The sequence below is a fragment of the Pseudomonas sp. TNT2022 ID1044 genome, assembly GCF_028656895.1.
GTDB lineage: Bacteria > Pseudomonadota > Gammaproteobacteria > Pseudomonadales > Pseudomonadaceae > Aquipseudomonas > Aquipseudomonas reinekei.
Genome location: NZ_JAMDHB010000006.1, coordinates 103,607 through 121,509, shown reverse-complemented (window position 1 = coordinate 121,509; position 17,903 = coordinate 103,607). Strand labels below are relative to the sequence as shown.

The following is a 17,903-nucleotide window of genomic DNA, read 5'->3' as shown; positions in this document are numbered from 1 at the left end:
CTGGCCAGAACCTTATCCATGGGCGACATGATGCAATCTGTTCCCGACGCGCAACCCCCGGTAGTTTGGGGCTGGTCGCGATAAGCATGTCAATGTCGCAGATGGGTAAATGGGTGATCTGCGCTATACGCAGAATCGCCATCATGAAGGCCGACAGTCGGCCGTGGAGATCAGCATGTCCAACAACTTCCTGAACCCGGTAACCACCCAGACCTGGGCCAATGGTCGACACATTGTCCGTTGCGTCAAAGTCATCCAGGAAACCTGGGATGTGCGCACCTTCTGCTTCATGGCCGACCAGCCGATCCTGTTCTTCTTCAAGCCGGGGCAGTTCGTCACCCTGGAGCTGGAAATCGAAGGCCAGCCGATCATGCGCTCGTACACCATTTCCAGCTCGCCTTCGGTGCCGTACAGCTTCTCGGTGACCATCAAGCGCGTGCCGGGCGGTCGGGTGTCGAACTGGTTGCACGACACCCTGCACGAAGGCCAGGAGCTGGCGGTGCACGGTCCGGTTGGCCTGTTCAACGCCATCGATTTCCCGAGCCCGAAAGTGCTGTACCTCAGCGGTGGCGTGGGCATCACGCCGTGCATGTCCATGGCGCGCTGGTTCTATGACACCAACGCCAACGTCGACATGACGTTTATCCACAGTGCCCGCTCGCCCAAGGACATCATCTACCACCGCGAGCTGGAGCACATGGCGTCGCGGATCGACAACTTCAGCCTGCACCTGATCTGCGAGAAACACGGGCTGGGCGAGCCGTGGGCCGGTTATCGCGGTTACCTGAATCACAAGATGCTGGAACTGATGGTGCCGGACTTCCTCGAGCGCGAAGTCTTCTGCTGCGGCCCGACGCCGTACATGAACGCGGTGAAGCGCTTGCTCGAGGCCGCTGGTTTCGACATGTCGCGTTACCACGAAGAATCCTTCGGAGCGACCCCGCCCGAGGCGCGCGCCGACGCAGTGGAACACGCCGAGCAGGCGGCTGACGCACCGGAGCTCGACCTGGCGGACCTGCATCAGGTGGAATTCACCGCGTCGGGGAAAAGCATACGCGTCGCCCCCGGCGAAACCGTTCACGCAGCGGCGGCCAAGGCTGGCTTGCTGATCCCGAAAGCCTGCGGCATGGGCATTTGCGGCACCTGCAAGGTATTGAAACTGGGTGGTGAAGTGGAGATGGAGCACAACGGCGGGATCACCGAGGAAGACGAAGCCGACGGATTCATTTTGTCGTGCTGCAGTGTGCCGAAAGGCGACGTGCGCATCGAGTTCTAAACACCGCCAAATAGCCTGTGGGAGCGAGCCTGCTCGCGATTGCGGTGGATCAGCCAACATGAGTGTTGAATCTGATTCCGTCATCGCGAGCAGGCTCGCTCCCACAGGTTTTCAGTTTCAGTCGATGAACAGATCTGGCATCAGCTTGTCGCTGCTGTCGGGCTCGAAACGGTAATGATCGAACTCGGTCACGCCGTTTTCCCGCAAAACCTCCTCATCAATCAACAACTGTCCGGTCAGGCTGCGATTCGCACTGCTCAAAATGATATGGGCGGCATCGGCCATGATCGCAGGCAGGCGCGCATGTTTGAACGACTCCCGTGACCCCAGCTGAAACTCGATGGCCGCCGTGGCAATCATCGTTTGCGGCCACAGCGAATTGACGCTGATGCCGAAGTTCTTGAATTCCTCGCTCATGCCCAATGTCAGCATGCTCATGCCGTATTTGGTGATGGTGTAGGGGCTGTATTGGGCGAACCACTTTGTCGCGAGGTTGAGCGGCGGCGAGAGGTTGAGGATGTGTCCGCCAGACTTCTTCAGATAGGGCAGCGCGGCCTGACTGCACAGCAGCACGGCGCGGGTGTTGATCTGGTGCATCAGGTCGAAGCGCTTGAGTTCGATGTGCTGGACACCGGTCAACTTGATCGCTCCGGCGTTGTTGACCAGCGCATCAATGGCGCCGAAATGTTCGTTGGTCTGGGCCAGTGCTTCACGCACAGCCTCTTCGTCACGCACATCCACCTGCAACGCCAGCGCCTTGCCGCCGGCAGCCTCCACTTCCTGCGCCACACTGAAAATCGTCCCCGGCAACTTGGCGTGGGGCTCGGCACTCTTGGCGGCAATCACAATGTTGGCGCCGTCACGCGCAGCCCGCAGCGCGATCTCACGACCAATCCCACGGCTGGCGCCAGTGATGAACAGGGTTTTTCCTTGCAATGACATGCGTGCGCTCCTGATTGTTGTTATGTGAGCGGAGGCTCGACAATCAGGGTAGACGATGTATTCCGGCGCAAGAGGTCATGTGGCGAGGGAGCTTGCTCCCGCTGGGCTGCGAAGCAGACCCTAAGTCTGAAAATGCGGTCTGTGAGGCAGACCGCGTTGGCAGGTTTTACGGCGGCTGCGCCCCCGGGCGGGAGCAAGCTCCCTCGCCACAATTTAGCTGTTTGTCAGTCAGGCGGACATGACTTCGCGGATGTCGCGGGCCAATTCCCGCACGCGTTCTTCTTCGGTGTCCCACGAGCACATGAAGCGGGCGCCGCCGTTGCCGATGAAGGTGTAGAAGCGCCAGCCCTTGGCGGTCAGCGCGGCGATGGCCGGTTCCGAGAGTTGCAGGAACACGCCGTTGGCCTGGACCGGGAACATCAGTTCAACACCTGGAATGTCGCTGACCAGTTCGGCCAGCAACTGCGCGCAGTGGTTGGCGTGGTTGGCGTATTTGAGCCAGGCGTCGTTTTCCAGGATGCCGACCCACGGCGCCGACAGGAAGCGCATTTTCGACGCCAGTTGCCCGGCCTGCTTGCAGCGGTAATCGAAGTCTTCGGCCAGTTTGTGGTTGAAGAACAGAATCGCTTCGCCCACGGCCATGCCGTTTTTCGTGCCGCCGAAGCACAGCACGTCGACACCGGCCTTCCAGGTCAGGTCAGCCGGCGAACAACCGAGGAATGCACAGGCGTTGGAGAAACGTGCGCCGTCCATGTGCAGGTTCAGGCCCAGCTCTTTACAGGTGGCGCTGATGGCGCGGATTTCGTCCGGGGTGTAGACGCTGCCGACTTCGGTGGCTTGGGTCAGGGTCACCACACGAGGTTTCGGGTAGTGGATGTCCTGGCGCTTGAGCGCGACTTCGCGGATCGAATCCGGGGTCAGCTTGCCGTTCTCGGTGCGGGCGATCAGCAGTTTGGAGCCGTTGGAGAAAAATTCCGGGGCGCCGCATTCGTCGGTTTCGACGTGGGCGGTTTCCGAGCAGATCACGCTGTGGTAACTCTGGCACAGCGACGACAGGGCCAGCGAGTTGGCGGCAGTCCCGTTGAAGGCGAAGAACACTTCGCAGTCGGTATCGAACAGTTTGCGAAAACCGTCGGACGCGCGGGCGGTCCATTCGTCGTCGCCGTATGCGCGCTGGTGGCCGTGGTTGGCCTGTTCCATGGCAGCCCAGGCTTCAGGGCAAATGCCGGAATAGTTGTCGCTGGCGAATTGTTGGCTCTTATCGGTCATGGCCTGCTTCCGTGGTCGGGACGCCTATGGTGAAGCGACCCGTGGTCAATGAGGGTGCGCACTTTACCGAAGATCGTCCGGGGAGCACACGGGATGTCACTGTCAGAACATTACAAGGATGCCGGGCAATTATGCACATGACTACGTACCTGAAGCAGCGCGATGGTGCACTGGATTTGCTCAAGTGGCTGGCACTATTGAGTATGGTGCTCGATCACCTGCGATATGTCGGTTACTCCGTCGATCTGTTGTATGTACCGGGTCGTTTGGCATTTCCGTGGTTTTGTCTGGCAATGGCGGTGAACCTGGCGCGAAAGTCGGCGCAAGAGAGCGATGGACAGTGGCGCTATCTGGGCTGGTTGCTGCTATTTAGCGCGCTCAGCGAAATCCCCTACCGGATGTTCATTCCCAATCCCGACACGCTTAACGTGTTGCCTACCCTTGTCCTTGGCTTGCTGGTGGCGCGCGGCTGGCAGCAACCGACGTTTCAGTCGCGCTTGCTGGCGGTGGGCGCCTTGTTGCTGGCGGCGTTTTTTTCGCAACGAGTGATGTTCGGTTTTTTCGGTGTGTTGTTGCCGCTGGTGCTGCTTTGGGTCATCCATCGTCCCTGGTATTTCGCGCTGCTTGCCGGGCTGGTGTGTCTGGCCGCCAATCAATGGCAGGTGCTTTATTACTCCGTTCGACTGGGTAATCACGTGGCCATGGCGGCCGTTGCCACTTGTCTGATTGCGCCATGGCTGGGGCTGTTCCTGTTGCGACACGCCCGTGACGTAAAACCACCACCGATGCGGCGCTGGGCGTATGCGCTGTATCCCGCGCATTTCCTTCTGCTGCTGCTCGTCCGCCACATCGCCGTATGAACTTGTGGGAGCTGGCTTGCCAGCGATAGCGGTGGGTCGGCCGCGATCAATGCTGGATGTGACGCCGCCATCGCTGGCAAGCCAGCTCCCACAGGGTTTCTCGGTGATTTGGGCGTTGTGTTCGGCATGCCATTTCCCGCCATGTCGTAAACGCACCTTTGCGTGGCGCCCGTAGGCATTTGATCTCTCCAAGCCAGTCATACCATCGCTATCAAAGGGCACTGCCGAAACGCCAGTGCCTTACCGTGACGAATGGCGCACAGATGCCGCTGGGAGAGACGCGATGTTCAGCAAGCAAGACCAGATCCAGGGTTACGACGATGCACTGCTGGCGGCGATGAATGCCGAGGAGCAACGTCAGGAAGATCACATCGAGCTGATCGCGTCGGAGAACTACACCAGCAAGCGCGTGATGGAAGCGCAAGGCAGCGGCCTGACCAACAAATACGCCGAAGGCTATCCGGGCAAGCGCTACTACGGTGGCTGCGAGCACGTCGACAAGGTTGAAGCCCTGGCCATCGAACGCGCCAAGCAGCTGTTCGGTGCCGATTATGCCAACGTCCAGCCACACTCCGGTTCCTCGGCCAACAGCGCCGTGTACCTGGCCCTGCTGCAAGCCGGCGACACCATTCTCGGCATGAGCCTGGCCCATGGCGGTCACTTGACCCACGGCGCCAAAGTGTCGTCCTCGGGCAAGCTGTACAACGCCGTGCAGTACGGCATCGACACCAAGACCGGCCTGATCGATTACGACGAAGTCGAGCGTCTGGCGGTCGAGTGCAAACCGAAGATGATCGTTGCCGGTTTCTCGGCCTACTCCAAGACTCTGGACTTCCCGCGTTTCCGCCAGATCGCCGACAAGGTCGGTGCGCTGTTGTTCGTCGACATGGCCCACGTTGCCGGTCTGGTCGCTGCCGGCCTGTACCCGAACCCGCTGCCGTACGCTGATGTGGTCACCACCACCACCCACAAGACCCTGCGCGGTCCACGTGGCGGCCTGATCCTGGCCAAGTCCAACGAAGAAATCGAGAAGAAGCTCAACGCCGCGGTGTTCCCTGGCGCACAAGGTGGCCCGCTGATGCACGTCATCGCCGGTAAAGCCGTGTGCTTCAAAGAGGCGCTGGAGCCAGGCTTCAAGGCTTACCAACAACAAGTGATCGACAACGCCCAGGCCATGGCCGGCGTGTTTATCAAACGCGGCTACGATGTAGTGTCCGGCGGCACCGATAACCATCTGTTCCTGGTCAGCCTGATCCGTCAGGGTCTCACCGGCAAAGAGGCGGATGCAGCCCTCGGTCGCGCCCATATCACCGTCAACAAGAACGCTGTTCCGAATGATCCACAGTCGCCGTTCGTGACCTCCGGCCTGCGCATCGGCACCCCGGCGGTGACCACGCGCGGTTTCAAGGTGACCCAGTGCGTGACCCTGGCCGGCTGGATCTGCGACATCCTCGACAACCTCGGCGATGCCGATGTCGAGGCCAATGTCGCCCAGCAAGTGTCGGCACTGTGCGCGGACTTCCCGGTTTATCGCTGAGCGCGGTTTTGGAGTAAATGACTATGCAACGCTATTCGGGCTTCGGCCTCTTCAAACACTCCCTCAGCCACCACGAAAACTGGCAGCGCATGTGGCGCACGCCGACCCCGAAAAAGGTCTACGACGTGGTCATCGTCGGTGGTGGCGGGCACGGTCTGGCGACTGCCTACTACCTGGCCAAGGAACACGGCATCACCAACGTGGCCGTGGTCGAGAAGGGCTGGCTGGGCGGTGGTAACACTGCGCGCAACACCACCATCGTTCGCTCCAACTACCTGTGGGACGAGTCGGCGCACCTGTACGAACACGCGATGAAACTGTGGGAAGGCCTGTCCCAGGACCTGAACTACAACGTCATGTTCTCCCAGCGCGGCGTCTACAACCTGTGCCACACCCTGCAGGACATTCGTGATTCCGAGCGTCGGGTCAGCGCCAACCGCCTCAACGGCGTCGACGGCGAACTGCTCGATGCCAAGCAAGTGGCTGACGAGATCCCGTACCTCGACTGCTCGAAGAACACCCGCTACCCAGTGATGGGCGCTACCGTCCAGCGTCGCGGCGGCGTGGCTCGTCACGATGCCGTGGCCTGGGGCTTTGCCCGTGCCGCCGACGCACTGGGCGTGGACCTGATCCAGCAGACCGAAGTGATCGGCTTCCGCAAGGAAAACGGCGTGTGCATCGGCGTTGAAACCAACAAGGGTTTCATCGGCGCCAAACGTGTCGGTGTGGTCACGGCCGGTAACTCCGGGCACATGGCCAAGCTCGCCGGTTTCCGCCTGCCAATCGAATCCCACCCGCTGCAGGCGTTGGTGTCCGAGCCGATCAAGCCGATTATCGACAGCGTGATCATGTCCAACGCCGTACACGGCTACATCAGCCAGTCCGACAAGGGCGACCTGGTGATCGGCGCCGGTATCGACGGCTACAACGGCTACGGCCAGCGTGGTTCGTACCCGGTGATCGAGCACACCATTCAGGCCATCGTCGAGATGTTCCCGGTGTTGTCCCGCGTACGCATGAACCGTCAGTGGGGCGGCATCGTCGACACCACGCCGGATGCTTGCCCGATCATTTCGAAAACCCCGGTGCCGAACATGTTCTTCAACTGCGGTTGGGGCACCGGCGGCTTCAAGGCGACACCTGGCTCGGGCAACGTGTTTGCCGCGAGCCTGGCCAAGGGTGAAATGCACCCACTGGCCGCACCTTTCTCCATCGACCGTTTCCATAACGGTGCGTTGATCGATGAACACGGCGCTGCTGCGGTTGCCCACTAACAGGAGAAATCCCCATGTTGCATATCTTCTGTCCTCACTGCGGCGAGTTGCGCTCCGAAGAGGAATTCCACGCATCCGGCCAGGCGCACATCCCGCGTCCACTGGATCCGAACAGCTGCACCGACGAGGAGTGGGGCGACTACATGTTCTTCCGCGACAACCCTCGCGGTCTGCACCATGAACTGTGGATTCACGCCGCCGGTTGCCGTCAGTACTTCAACGCCACCCGCGACACCGTGACCTACGAGATTCTCGAAACCTACAAGATCGGCACCAAGCCACAATTCACCGACAAGACCGATAGCCCGAAAGCGGCCAGCACGGCTCTGGGAGAGAAGGTATGAGCCAGATCAATCGCCTGTCCAACGGCGGACGGATCGACCGCAACAAAGTCCTCAGCTTCACTTTCAACGGCCAGAGCTACAAAGGCTTCGAAGGCGACTCCCTGGCCGCTGCACTGCTGGCCAACGGCGTCGACATCATCGGTCGCAGCTTCAAGTATTCCCGTCCGCGCGGCATCTTCGCCGCCGGCGCTGAAGAGCCGAACGCGGTGTTGCAGATCGGCGCCACCGAAGCCACGCAAATCCCGAACGTACGCGCCACGCAACAAGCGCTGTATCAAGGCCTGGTCGCCACCAGCACCAACGGCTGGCCGAGCGTGAACAACGACATGATGGGGATCCTCGGCAAGGTCGGCGGCAAGCTGATGCCACCGGGTTTCTACTACAAAACCTTCATGTACCCGCAATCGTTCTGGATGACTTACGAGAAGTACATCCGCAAGGCCGCAGGTCTTGGTCGCTCGCCAACCGAGAACGACCCGGACACCTACGACTACATGAACCAGCACTGCGACGTGCTGATCGTCGGCGCCGGCCCTGCTGGCCTGGCCGCTGCACTGGCGGCTGCGCGCAGCGGCGCCCGTGTGATCCTGGCTGACGAGCAGGAAGAGTTCGGCGGCAGCCTGCTCGACTCCCGCGAAAGCCTCGACGGCAAGCCTGCGACCGAATGGGTCGCCAGCGTCATCGCCGAACTGAAGAACACCCCGGACGTGCTGCTGTTGCCGCGCGCCACGGTCAACGGCTACCACGACCACAACTTCCTGACCATTCACGAGCGCCTCACCGATCACCTCGGCGATCGCGCTCCGATTGGCCAGGTGCGTCAGCGCATCCACCGGGTTCGCGCCAAGCGTGTCGTACTCGCGACCGGCGCTCACGAGCGTCCACTGGTCTACGGTAACAACGACGTGCCGGGCAACATGCTGGCCGGCGCTGTCTCGACCTACGTGCGCCGCTACGGCGTGGCACCGGGCAAAAAACTGGTGCTGTCGACCAACAACGATCACGCTTACCGCGTGGCGCTGGATTGGCTCGATGCCAGCCTGCAAGTCGTCGCCATCGCTGACGCCCGCAGCAACCCGCGTGGTGCGCTGGTGGAAGAAGCACGCGCCAAGGGCATCCGCATCCTCACCGGCAGCGCCGTGATCGAGGCCCGTGGCAGCAAGCACGTTACCGCTGCCCGCGTGGCCGCGATCGATGTCAAAGGGCACAAAGTCACCAGCCCTGGCGAATGGCTTGAGTGCGACCTGGTCGCCAGCTCCGGCGGCTACAGTCCGGTGGTTCACCTGGCTTCGCACCTGGGCGGCAAACCGACCTGGCGTGAAGACATCCTCGGTTTCGTACCGGGCGAAGCGCCGCAGAAACGCGTGTGCGTCGGTGGCATCAACGGCGTCTACGGCCTCGGCGATTCCCTGGCGGATGGTTTTGAAGGCGGCGTGCGCGCAGCCAGCGAAGCCGGTTTCGGTCCGGTCGAAGCGACCTTGCCCAAAGCCCTGGCGCGTCTGGAAGAGCCGACGCTGGCGCTGTTCCAGGTGCCCCATGAAAAGAACACCGCACGTGCGCCGAAGCAATTCGTCGACCTGCAAAACGACGTCACTGCCGCCGCCATCGAACTGGCGACCCGCGAGGGCTTCGAGTCGGTCGAGCACGTCAAGCGCTACACCGCGCTGGGCTTCGGCACCGATCAGGGCAAGCTCGGCAACGTCAACGGTCTGGCGATTGCCGCCCGTTCGCTGAACGTGACCATCCCGCAGATGGGCACCACCATGTTCCGCCCGAACTACACGCCGGTGACTTTTGGCGCTGTGGCCGGTCGTCACTGTGGACACATCTTCGAACCGGTGCGTTTCACCGCACTGCATCACTGGCACCTGAAAAACGGCGCCGAGTTCGAAGACGTCGGTCAGTGGAAACGTCCGTGGTACTTCCCGAAATCCGGTGAAGACATGCACGCGGCGGTCAAGCGCGAATGCAAAGCCGTGCGCGACAGCGTCGGCCTGCTGGACGCGTCGACCCTGGGCAAGATCGACATTCAGGGTCCGGATGCCCGTGAGTTCCTCAACCGCATCTACACCAACGCCTGGACCAAGCTCGATGTGGGCAAGGCCCGTTACGGCCTGATGTGCAAAGAAGACGGCATGGTGTTCGACGACGGCGTGACCGCCTGCCTGGCCGACAACCATTTCGTGATGACCACCACCACCGGCGGCGCTGCGCGCGTGCTGCAATGGCTGGAAATCTACCAGCAGACCGAATGGCCTGACCTGAAGGTGTACTTCACGTCCGTGACCGATCACTGGGCAACCATGACCCTGTCCGGGCCGAACAGCCGCAAGCTGCTCAGCGAAGTCACCGATATCGATTTGAGCAACGAAGCGTTCCCGTTCATGACCTGGAAAGAAGGTCTGGTCGGTGGCGTGCCGGCGCGGGTGTTCCGGATTTCGTTTACCGGTGAGCTGTCGTACGAAGTCAACGTGCAGGCCGACTATGCGATGGGCGTGCTCGAGAAAATCGTCGACGCCGGCAAGAAGTACAACCTGACCCCGTACGGCACCGAAACCATGCACGTGCTGCGGGCCGAGAAGGGCTTCATCATCGTCGGTCAGGACACCGATGGCTCGATGACGCCTGACGACTTGAACATGGGCTGGTGTGTCGGTCGCACCAAACCGTTCTCGTGGATCGGCCAGCGCGGCATGAATCGCGAAGACTGCGTGCGTGATCAGCGTAAGCAACTGGTTGGCCTCAAGCCGATCGATCCGAACAAGTGGCTGCCGGAAGGCGCGCAACTGGTGTTCAACACCAAGCAGGCGATTCCGATGACCATGGTCGGCCACGTGACCTCCAGCTACGCGCACAACTCCCTGGGCTATTCGTTCGCCATGGGCGTGGTCAAGGGCGGCCTGAACCGCATGGGTGAGCGTGTGTTCGCGCCACTGGCGGACGGCAGCGTGATCGAGGCGGAAATCGTTTCTTCGGTGTTCTTCGATCCGAAGGGTGAACGCCAGAACGTGTGATTGCCGGATGTGGTGGTGACTGTAGGAGCCGGCTTGCTGGCGATGAACGATAACGCGGTGCACTTGATACCGCGTCGTCTGGATCGCCAGCAAGCCGACTCCTGCAGGAGGCAACCGCACCCTCAACAGAATTCAGGAAAGGTGCTTTATGACCGCAGCCAATGTTTACCAACAACGCCCAACCACCGGGGCCAAGGCCGAGTCGTCGCTGCATCACGCCGACCTCGCCAGCCTGGTCGGCAAGGGTCGCAAGAACGCCGGTGTGACCGTGCGTGAGAAAAAACTCCTCGGCCACCTGACCATTCGTGGCGATGGCCACGATGCTGCGTTCGCCGCTGGCGTGCACAAGGCCCTGGGCATTGAATTGCCGGGTGCATTGACCGTCATCGTCAAAGGCGAAACCAGCCTGCAATGGATGGGGCCGGACGAGTGGCTACTGATCGTGCCGACCGGCGAAGAATTCGCCGCCGAGCAAAAATTGCGTGAAGCGCTGGGCGATCTGCACATCCAGATCGTCAACGTCAGCGGTGGCCAGCAGATCCTCGAACTGAGCGGCCCGAACGTGCGCCAGGTCCTGATGAAGTCCACCAGCTACGACGTGCACCCGAACAACTTCCCGGTGGGCAAGGCGGTCGGCACGGTGTTCGCCAAGTCGCAACTGGTGATCCGTCACACCGCCGAAGACACCTGGGAACTGCTGATCCGTCGCAGCTTCTCGGATTACTGGTGGTTGTGGTTGCAGGATGCTTCTGCCGAATTTGGCCTTAGCGTTCAGGCTTGAGATTGCCATCGCTGGCAGGCCAGCTCCCACAGGGTTTATGCCGATCATTTGAAGGGCGTTATCAACTGTAGGAGCCGGCTTGCTGGCGATCAACCGCGCAGCGGTTGCCCATGACAAAAGGAGTCACCGCACTATGAGTCGCGCCCCAGACACATGGATTTTGACCGCCGACTGCCCCAGCGTGCTCGGCACCGTGGACGCGGTGACCCGCTTTCTGTTCGAGCAGGGCTGCTACGTCACCGAACACCATTCCTTCGATGACCGGCTCTCGGGTCGCTTCTTCATTCGCGTGGAATTTCGTCAGCCGGATGGCTTCGACGAGCAGTCGTTCCGCGCAGGCCTGGCCGAACGAGGCGAATCCTTCGGCATGGTCTTCGAACTGACCCCGCCGCACTATCGGCCGAAGGTGGTGATCATGGTCTCCAAGGCCGATCACTGCCTCAACGACTTGCTTTATCGCCAGCGCATCGGCCAGTTGTCGATGGACGTGGCCGCCGTGATCTCCAACCACCCGGACCTCAAGCCGCTGGCCGACTGGCACCAGATTCCGTACTACCACTTCCCCCTCGACCCCAACGACAAGCCGTCGCAGGAGCGTCAGGTGTTGCAAGTGATCGAAGAGTCCGGCGCCGAACTGGTGATTCTTGCGCGCTACATGCAGGTGCTGTCGCCGGAGCTGTGCCGCAAACTCGATGGCAAGGCGATCAACATCCATCACTCGCTGCTGCCGGGTTTCAAGGGCGCCAAGCCGTACCACCAGGCCTACAACAAGGGCGTGAAACTGGTGGGTGCCACCGCGCACTACATCAACAACGACCTGGATGAAGGGCCGATCATTGCCCAGGGTGTCGAGGTGGTGGATCACAGTCACTATCCGGAAGACCTGATCGCCAAGGGGCGGGATATTGAAGGGCTGACATTGGCGCGGGCCGTCGGGTATCACATTGAGCGCCGTGTGTTCCTTAACGCGAACAGAACAGTCGTTCTCTAGATCGCCATCGCTGGCTTGCCAGCGCCTACAGGGGGTTTGTGTCGTTCACAAATTTTGCATTCGCCCCGAATCACTGTAGGAGCTGGCTTGCCAGCGATGAGGCCCTAACGGGCAACACAAGAAACAGCATCTGTACCCGAGCACTTAACGCGCTGCCTGCCTGGGCAACGCGGTTCCATAAAAACAACAGCGAGGTGAAAGCATGTCTGGCAATCGTGGTGTGGTGTATCTCGGCGCTGGCAAGGTCGAAGTACAGAAAATCGACTATCCGAAAATGCAAGACCCGCGCGGTCGCAAGATCGAGCACGGGGTCATTCTCAAAGTGGTTTCCACCAACATTTGCGGCTCCGACCAGCACATGGTGCGCGGTCGTACCACCGCGCAAACCGGCCTGGTGCTGGGCCATGAGATCACCGGTGAAGTGATCGAAAAGGGCAGCGACGTCGAGAACCTGAAAATCGGCGATCTGGTGTCCGTTCCGTTCAACGTGGCTTGTGGGCGCTGCCGTTCCTGCAAGGAGCAACACACCGGTGTCTGCCTGACCGTCAACCCGGCCCGCGCCGGCGGCGCCTATGGTTACGTCGACATGGGCGACTGGACCGGCGGCCAGGCCGAATACGTGCTGGTGCCGTACGCCGACTTCAACCTGCTGAAACTGCCGGACCGCGACAAGGCCATGGAGAAAATCCGCGACCTGACCTGTCTCTCCGACATCCTGCCAACCGGCTACCACGGCGCCGTCACTGCCGGCGTCGGCCCAGGCAGCACGGTTTACATCGCTGGCGCAGGCCCGGTCGGCCTGGCCGCCGCCGCATCGGCCCGTCTGTTGGGCGCAGCCGTGGTGATCATCGGCGACGTCAACACCATCCGCCTGGCCCACGCCAAGGCCCAGGGTTTTGAAATCGTCGACCTGTCGAAAGACGCGCCGCTGCACGAACAGATCGCCGCATTGCTGGGCGAGCCTGAAGTGGATTGCGCAGTGGATTGCGTGGGCTTCGAAGCCCGCGGCCACGGCCATGACGGTGTGAAACACGAAGCCCCGGCCACCGTGCTCAACTCGCTGATGGGTGTGGTGCGTGTTGCCGGCAAAATCGGTATTCCGGGCCTCTACGTCACCGAAGATCCGGGCGCTGTCGACGCCGCCGCGAAAATGGGCAGCCTGAGCATCCGCTTCGGCCTCGGCTGGGCCAAATCCCACAGCTTCCACACCGGCCAGACCCCGGTCATGAAGTACAACCGCCAACTGATGCAGGCGATCATGTGGGACCGCATCAACATCGCCGAAGTGGTGGGCGTGCAGGTGATCAGCCTGGATCAGGCGCCGGAAGGGTACGGTGAGTTTGATGCAGGCGTGCCGAAGAAGTTTGTGATTGATCCGCATAAGTTGTTTAGTGCGGCGTAAGCTTTAAAAGAAAGGGCGATTTGAAATCGCCCTTTTCTTTATGGATTAAAGATTGAATTTCTTCGTTTTTGTATGTTGAAGATTTTATTTATATCCGGTACTGGTACGTATCTATCGTCATTGATTCTTACAAGCATTACGTCGGAGTACATGCGTTCTTTCATGACTAGTTCCCGAGCCTCCGGAATGAATCTGTAATCTAGATTCAGTACTTTTTTTGCGGGGTTCTTGACGTAGACTGCAAGTAATCCTTCAGGGTTTCTAGCAAACATTTTTACTGATTTAAAGTCGGCGTAACGCTGTGCTTTTGAAATGTCGGAGGTCGAATAAAAACCAGTTCCATAGGACAGCTGTGACTTTGTGTCAAAACTGGCTAGGGGGCCAGTGCGTTGCATTGTTTTTGCATATTCTTCGGAAGTTCCATGGTATCCAGCTAGTTCATAGCTGGCGCCATTTTTTTGTATTGAAACAGGTGGTTTCAGCGTTTTGATAGTCGGTTTTTTGGGGGGCGGATTTTTAATTATTCCCAAACTTCTAAGTATAGGTTTCAACGCGCTGGGGATATGCCCCGTAGGATCACTCCGATTCACCGGATCCCCCACGCAATACGCATACCCATTCAACCCACCCTCCCCAAACGGACTCCAACTGTCCGGACCGTTAAACCGCATCAACACCGGGTTAAACGCCCGATAACCCTTCCCCAACAAGTAACACCCCGTCACCGGATCCGGTCGTTCGCCGTTGAAGCCGAGCAGGCTGAGCAGACCGTTCTCCGCCGGGCGATGACCGTAGGGCGCGTAGGCGAGGGGATTAAGACGTGTCGCGCCGAGTACGTTCAGCACTGAACGCTGTTGATCGGTGACCAGCAACCGCGTGTCCACGACACCGCTCTGACGCTGCTGCTGCGCCAACAATTGGTCCTCATGCTGCATGATCGAACGCTGCACCGCGCCTTGAATCTCGGTGGCCAGCCGATCTTTCAGGTAAAAGCGCCGGGTGGTGGCTTGCACCGCAGGCGTGCAATCCGCCAGTCGATCCAGCGGGTCGTAGTGGTAACGGCAGAGCAACGTTTCGCGATTGGGCTGCATGGACTGTTTTCCTGAGTGATTCAACGATCCAGGGTTTTACTGTGGCTCAATCGACCAAGGCTGCCTACTAGCAGATCTGATAGGTCGTCGGCATCAGAACCGCTTAGTGACGAGCGGCTGGGAAATGCACGCTGACCTGAGGAACACGCCCACGCTTTCCCGGTCAAACCGGCAGCTTTGCGCCCGTCAGCCGGGCGTTTTCATGACGCAAGAGGATGTCGGGATGAAGATTTCACGCGGTTTTGCATTGGCATCACTCATGACCCTGGCAGCCAGCCCGGTCTTCGCACAATTCAGCCTGGGCGATGCAGCCAATGCCATTGCGGGGATGAAAGGTGAAAACGCGGCGACTGACGCGGCGCCTACTCCGGAAACGGCGGATCTGTTAGGTGCGCTCAGCCAATTGAACATTACCCCGCAACAAGCCGTCGGCGGCACCGGAGCAATGTTGGGGTTGGCGAAGAATCAGTTGAGTTCGACCGACTATTCGGAACTGGCCAAAAGCGTACCGGGCATCGACAAACTGTCGGGCGGCGGTGAACTGGGTGCCCTTGCCGCGTTGCTCGGCTCCAGTGGCAAGGCTGCCGGACTGGATAACGCATTGGGCAACGTCAAGGACACCAATGACTTGAACAGCGCCTTCAGCGCCCTGGGCATGGACACCGGCATGATCGGCCAGTTTGCCCCGGTGATCCTGCAATACCTCGGTCAGCAAGGCGTCGCCGGTTCGCTGCTGCAAAACCTCGGCGGAATCTGGGGGACTGGCACCACCGGTAGCTGATCAGCGGCTATCGGCGCGTAACGCGTCGATGCGCTGGTCCTTCTCGGTCCAGAGCTGGTTGACCCAGTTCTGGACCGTTTCACGAAACTGCGGATCGTTTTCGTAATCGCCTCGCCACAGCGCCGGGTCCAGTTCGCGGGTCTTGATGTCGATGATGACCCGAGGCACGTTGCCGCTGATCAAGTCCCAGAAGCCTGGAATCTTCTGCTGCGGATAAACCACCGTCACATCGAGAATCGCATCCAGCTGTTCCCCCATTGCCGCCAGCACGAACGCCACGCCACCCGCCTTTGGCTTGAGCAAGTGGGTGAACGGTGATTGCTGCTGAGTGCTCTTGGCCGCAGTAAAGCGCGTGCCTTCCAGATAATTGACCACGGTCACCGGCTGGCGCTTGAACAGCTCGCAGGCTTGTCGGGTGATTTCCAGATCCTTGCCGGCCAGTTCCGGATGCTTCGCCAGGAAGGCCTTGGTGTAGCGCTTCATGAACGGGTAATCCAGCGCCCACCAGGCCAGGCCGAGGAAGGGCACCCAGATCAGTTCTTTCTTGAGGAAGAATTTGAAGAACGGCGTGCGTCGGTTCAACGTCTGGATCAGCGCCGGGATATCGACCCAGGATTGATGATTGCTGATCACCAGATACGACGTGTCGCGACGCAGATCGTCGCCACCGCGAATGTCCCATTGGGTGGGGATGCACAGGCGGAAGATCAGCTTGTCGATTTCGGACCAGGTTTCGGCGATCCACATCACCGCATTTGACGCGTAATCGCGAAAGCGACCGGACAGGACCAGTTTGAGCAAGGCAAACACCATCAAAGGCCCGATCAGGACCAGGGTGTTGAGCAACAGCAACAGGGTAACGAAACAGCCGGTGAGCAGGCGGCGCATAGGCAACTCTTGAAAGCGTTTGGGCGCGCCATGATAAGCAGCTTCGGGCGGCAGGCCAAATCGGTGACAACGAATGTTTCACCTTTGGACCACTAACCTTGTGGGAACGATCATGCCAACAACGGTCTAAAATCCCGCTGCTCACTTCTCATGGAAGCCCACTACGTGAAATCCCTACTTGCACTGATTGCTCTCATCGCCCTGCCGGTCATGGCCGCGGAGCCGACCCTGTACGGGCGCTACGAATACATTGCGCTGCCGGAAATCGGCGGTGAAGTGCTCAAGGCCAAGATGGACACCGGCGCCCTGACCGCGTCGCTGTCGGCCAAGGACATCGAAACCTTCACCCGCGACGGCGAAGACTGGGTACGTTTCCGCCTCGCCACCAAGGATGCGAGCAACAAGGTCTACGAGCACAAAGTGGCACGGATCAGCAAGATCAAGACCCGTTCCGAAGAAGACGAAGATGATGACGAAAAAATCGCACCCTCCAAGCGCCCGGTGATCGATCTGGAGCTGTGCCTGGGCAACGTCAAGCGCACGGTCGAGGTTAACCTGACTGACCGCAGCAGCTTCAACTACCCGCTATTGATCGGCGCCAAGGCTTTGCGTGAGTTTGGCGCGGCGGTGAACCCGGCTCGACGGTATACGGCGGACAAGCCGGATTGCTAGCGAATCCCGTGTCTTGGATGTTTGACCCAATCATCCCTTTCCTTGGCACAGCGGCAACGCTTGTTCGATTTTAGAGTTGAATCAAATATCGGCCCCCGTTTTCCTGATCCGAAATCCGGCGAAGCTCTAGACCTTCGGCATCGTTGCAATCATTGAAGGCCGCTGACTCACCTCGAAATACCAGGCGGCCAATTGTGGATTTGCGCTGCGCCAGTCCAGATCCGGATGACGTAAGTCCACGTAGCCCAAGGCACACGCCACGCTGATCGCTGCCACATCAAAATGGCAGGTCAGTTCGGCAATCGCGTCTTTTTCCAGCAGCGCCAGGGCACGGCTGATTTTTTCGCGTTGGGCGTCGAGGTATTCATCCCAGTGTTTTTCCGGTGCGCGCAGGACGACTTCGTAGCGTACGAGCACGGCGGCATCCATGATTCCGTCGGCTAGCGAAGCGAGCGTCAGGCGCCGCCAGCGGGCCGAGCCTTCGCGAGGGATCAGTGGATTGCCGACGTGCTGGTGGTCGAGGTAATCGAGTATCACCCGGCTGTCGTGGATGATGTTGCCATCGGCCAGGCGCAAGGCGGGGATTTTGCTAAGCGGGTTGTCGTCGATCAGCGTCAGGTCCGGGTTGACCGGGGTGAGCACGCAGTTCTGCAGGGCCACACGGTCCTGTTGACCGGTTTCGTGCAGCAGCACCATGACTTTACGAACAAATGGCGAAAGCGAGTTGTGGTACAGGGTCATGCTCGGGGTGGACATGGCAACGTCTCGATCGGTGGCAGTG

General features: G+C 60.1%; 16 protein-coding genes. 11 read left to right on the top strand and 5 right to left on the bottom strand.

Translation table 11 applies throughout. The features are described from left to right. Nucleotides 1-175: 175 nt before the first annotated feature. Nucleotides 176-1,276, top strand: a complete 1,101-nt coding sequence (gbcB, locus tag M5G20_RS08855) for a glycine-betaine demethylase subunit GbcB (protein ID WP_273918824.1) — start codon at nucleotides 176-178, stop codon at nucleotides 1,274-1,276. A gap of 117 nt (nucleotides 1,277-1,393) precedes the next feature. Here the strand turns inward: gbcB and M5G20_RS08850 are convergent, their stop codons facing one another. Both M5G20_RS08850 and M5G20_RS08845 read right to left on the bottom strand, forming a co-directional pair. Further along, complete coding sequence (locus M5G20_RS08850) at nucleotides 1,394-2,218, bottom strand: SDR family oxidoreductase (RefSeq protein ID WP_273918823.1); 825 nt, start codon at nucleotides 2,216-2,218, stop codon at nucleotides 1,394-1,396. A 228-nt stretch (nucleotides 2,219-2,446) separates the two neighbouring features. After that, entirely contained in the window at nucleotides 2,447-3,487 is a 1,041-nt protein-coding gene (locus M5G20_RS08845) for a threonine aldolase family protein (RefSeq protein ID WP_273918822.1), read from the bottom strand. Between the two features lie 131 nt (nucleotides 3,488-3,618). Here M5G20_RS08845 and M5G20_RS08840 point away from each other — a divergent pair, with 131 nt between their 5' ends. From M5G20_RS08840 to fdhA, 8 genes are all read left to right on the top strand, one after another. Then, entirely contained in the window at nucleotides 3,619-4,347 is a 729-nt protein-coding gene (locus tag M5G20_RS08840; protein WP_273918821.1) for a TraX family protein, read from the top strand. 283 nt (nucleotides 4,348-4,630) lie between these two features. Continuing rightward, complete coding sequence (glyA, locus tag M5G20_RS08835) at nucleotides 4,631-5,884, top strand: serine hydroxymethyltransferase (protein WP_020796061.1); 1,254 nt, start codon at nucleotides 4,631-4,633, stop codon at nucleotides 5,882-5,884. Nucleotides 5,885-5,907: 23 nt separating this feature from the next. Beyond that, nucleotides 5,908-7,158: a sarcosine oxidase subunit beta gene (locus M5G20_RS08830; RefSeq protein WP_007980419.1), complete on the top strand. Its 1,251-nt coding sequence runs from the start codon at nucleotides 5,908-5,910 to the stop codon at nucleotides 7,156-7,158. A gap of 14 nt (nucleotides 7,159-7,172) precedes the next feature. Further along, a complete protein-coding gene (locus M5G20_RS08825; RefSeq protein ID WP_047534309.1) occupies nucleotides 7,173-7,502 on the top strand; it encodes a sarcosine oxidase subunit delta in 330 nt (109 codons plus the stop codon). Beyond that, on the top strand, nucleotides 7,499-10,516 hold the full coding sequence (locus M5G20_RS08820; protein ID WP_273918818.1) for a sarcosine oxidase subunit alpha: 3,018 nt from the start codon (nucleotides 7,499-7,501) through the stop codon (nucleotides 10,514-10,516). The genes M5G20_RS08825 and M5G20_RS08820 overlap by 4 nt, the downstream gene beginning before the upstream one ends. A gap of 148 nt (nucleotides 10,517-10,664) precedes the next feature. After that, nucleotides 10,665-11,297 carry a sarcosine oxidase subunit gamma gene (locus M5G20_RS08815; protein ID WP_273918817.1) on the top strand — a complete coding sequence of 211 codons (633 nt, stop codon included), beginning with the start codon at nucleotides 10,665-10,667 and terminating at the stop codon, nucleotides 11,295-11,297. Between the two features lie 133 nt (nucleotides 11,298-11,430). Beyond that, a complete protein-coding gene (gene purU, locus M5G20_RS08810) occupies nucleotides 11,431-12,288 on the top strand; it encodes a formyltetrahydrofolate deformylase (protein ID WP_075946216.1) in 858 nt (285 codons plus the stop codon). Nucleotides 12,289-12,490: 202 nt separating this feature from the next. Further along, nucleotides 12,491-13,690, top strand: a complete 1,200-nt coding sequence (fdhA, locus tag M5G20_RS08805; RefSeq protein WP_075946215.1) for a formaldehyde dehydrogenase, glutathione-independent — start codon at nucleotides 12,491-12,493, stop codon at nucleotides 13,688-13,690. A gap of 38 nt (nucleotides 13,691-13,728) precedes the next feature. Here the strand turns inward: fdhA and M5G20_RS08800 are convergent, their stop codons facing one another. Beyond that, nucleotides 13,729-14,781: an RHS repeat-associated core domain-containing protein gene (locus M5G20_RS08800; RefSeq protein ID WP_273918816.1), complete on the bottom strand. Its 1,053-nt coding sequence runs from the start codon at nucleotides 14,779-14,781 to the stop codon at nucleotides 13,729-13,731. Between the two features lie 223 nt (nucleotides 14,782-15,004). Here M5G20_RS08800 and M5G20_RS08795 point away from each other — a divergent pair, with 223 nt between their 5' ends. Beyond that, nucleotides 15,005-15,562 (top strand): DUF2780 domain-containing protein, encoded by a 558-nt coding sequence (locus tag M5G20_RS08795; RefSeq protein WP_273918815.1) that lies wholly within the window; start codon nucleotides 15,005-15,007, stop codon nucleotides 15,560-15,562. On the opposite strand, the gene M5G20_RS08790 is transcribed toward M5G20_RS08795, so the two are convergent. Next, nucleotides 15,563-16,450 (bottom strand): acyltransferase, encoded by an 888-nt coding sequence (locus M5G20_RS08790; protein ID WP_273918814.1) that lies wholly within the window; start codon nucleotides 16,448-16,450, stop codon nucleotides 15,563-15,565. A 165-nt stretch (nucleotides 16,451-16,615) separates the two neighbouring features. Between M5G20_RS08790 and rloA2 the strand changes: the two genes are divergently transcribed. Next, nucleotides 16,616-17,122: a retropepsin-like aspartic peptidase RloA2 gene (gene rloA2, locus M5G20_RS08785; RefSeq protein WP_273918813.1), complete on the top strand. Its 507-nt coding sequence runs from the start codon at nucleotides 16,616-16,618 to the stop codon at nucleotides 17,120-17,122. Nucleotides 17,123-17,248: 126 nt separating this feature from the next. On the opposite strand, the gene M5G20_RS08780 is transcribed toward rloA2, so the two are convergent. Further along, nucleotides 17,249-17,878 carry a glutathione S-transferase family protein gene (locus M5G20_RS08780; RefSeq protein ID WP_273918812.1) on the bottom strand — a complete coding sequence of 210 codons (630 nt, stop codon included), beginning with the start codon at nucleotides 17,876-17,878 and terminating at the stop codon, nucleotides 17,249-17,251. Between the last annotated feature and the right edge of the window lie 25 nt (nucleotides 17,879-17,903).

Excerpts from the sequence above, each read along its gene's own strand:
- M5G20_RS08825 (WP_047534309.1), top strand. The coding sequence starts at position 7,173 with ATGTTGCATATCTTCTGTCCTCACTGCGGCGAGTTGCGCTCCGAAGAG.
- M5G20_RS08840 (WP_273918821.1), top strand. The coding sequence starts at position 3,619 with ATGCACATGACTACGTACCTGAAGCAGCGCGATGGTGCACTGGATTTG.
- M5G20_RS08790 (WP_273918814.1), bottom strand. The coding sequence starts at position 16,450 with ATGCGCCGCCTGCTCACCGGCTGTTTCGTTACCCTGTTGCTGTTGCTC.
- purU (WP_075946216.1), top strand. The coding sequence starts at position 11,431 with ATGAGTCGCGCCCCAGACACATGGATTTTGACCGCCGACTGCCCCAGC.
- gbcB (WP_273918824.1), top strand. The coding sequence starts at position 176 with ATGTCCAACAACTTCCTGAACCCGGTAACCACCCAGACCTGGGCCAAT.
- M5G20_RS08830 (WP_007980419.1), top strand. The coding sequence starts at position 5,908 with ATGCAACGCTATTCGGGCTTCGGCCTCTTCAAACACTCCCTCAGCCAC.
- M5G20_RS08795 (WP_273918815.1), top strand. The coding sequence starts at position 15,005 with ATGAAGATTTCACGCGGTTTTGCATTGGCATCACTCATGACCCTGGCA.
- M5G20_RS08845 (WP_273918822.1), bottom strand. The coding sequence starts at position 3,487 with ATGACCGATAAGAGCCAACAATTCGCCAGCGACAACTATTCCGGCATT.
- M5G20_RS08800 (WP_273918816.1), bottom strand. The coding sequence starts at position 14,781 with ATGCAGCCCAATCGCGAAACGTTGCTCTGCCGTTACCACTACGACCCG.
- M5G20_RS08820 (WP_273918818.1), top strand. The coding sequence starts at position 7,499 with ATGAGCCAGATCAATCGCCTGTCCAACGGCGGACGGATCGACCGCAAC.
- M5G20_RS08815 (WP_273918817.1), top strand. The coding sequence starts at position 10,665 with ATGACCGCAGCCAATGTTTACCAACAACGCCCAACCACCGGGGCCAAG.
- fdhA (WP_075946215.1), top strand. The coding sequence starts at position 12,491 with ATGTCTGGCAATCGTGGTGTGGTGTATCTCGGCGCTGGCAAGGTCGAA.
- glyA (WP_020796061.1), top strand. The coding sequence starts at position 4,631 with ATGTTCAGCAAGCAAGACCAGATCCAGGGTTACGACGATGCACTGCTG.
- M5G20_RS08780 (WP_273918812.1), bottom strand. The coding sequence starts at position 17,878 with ATGTCCACCCCGAGCATGACCCTGTACCACAACTCGCTTTCGCCATTT.
- M5G20_RS08850 (WP_273918823.1), bottom strand. The coding sequence starts at position 2,218 with ATGTCATTGCAAGGAAAAACCCTGTTCATCACTGGCGCCAGCCGTGGG.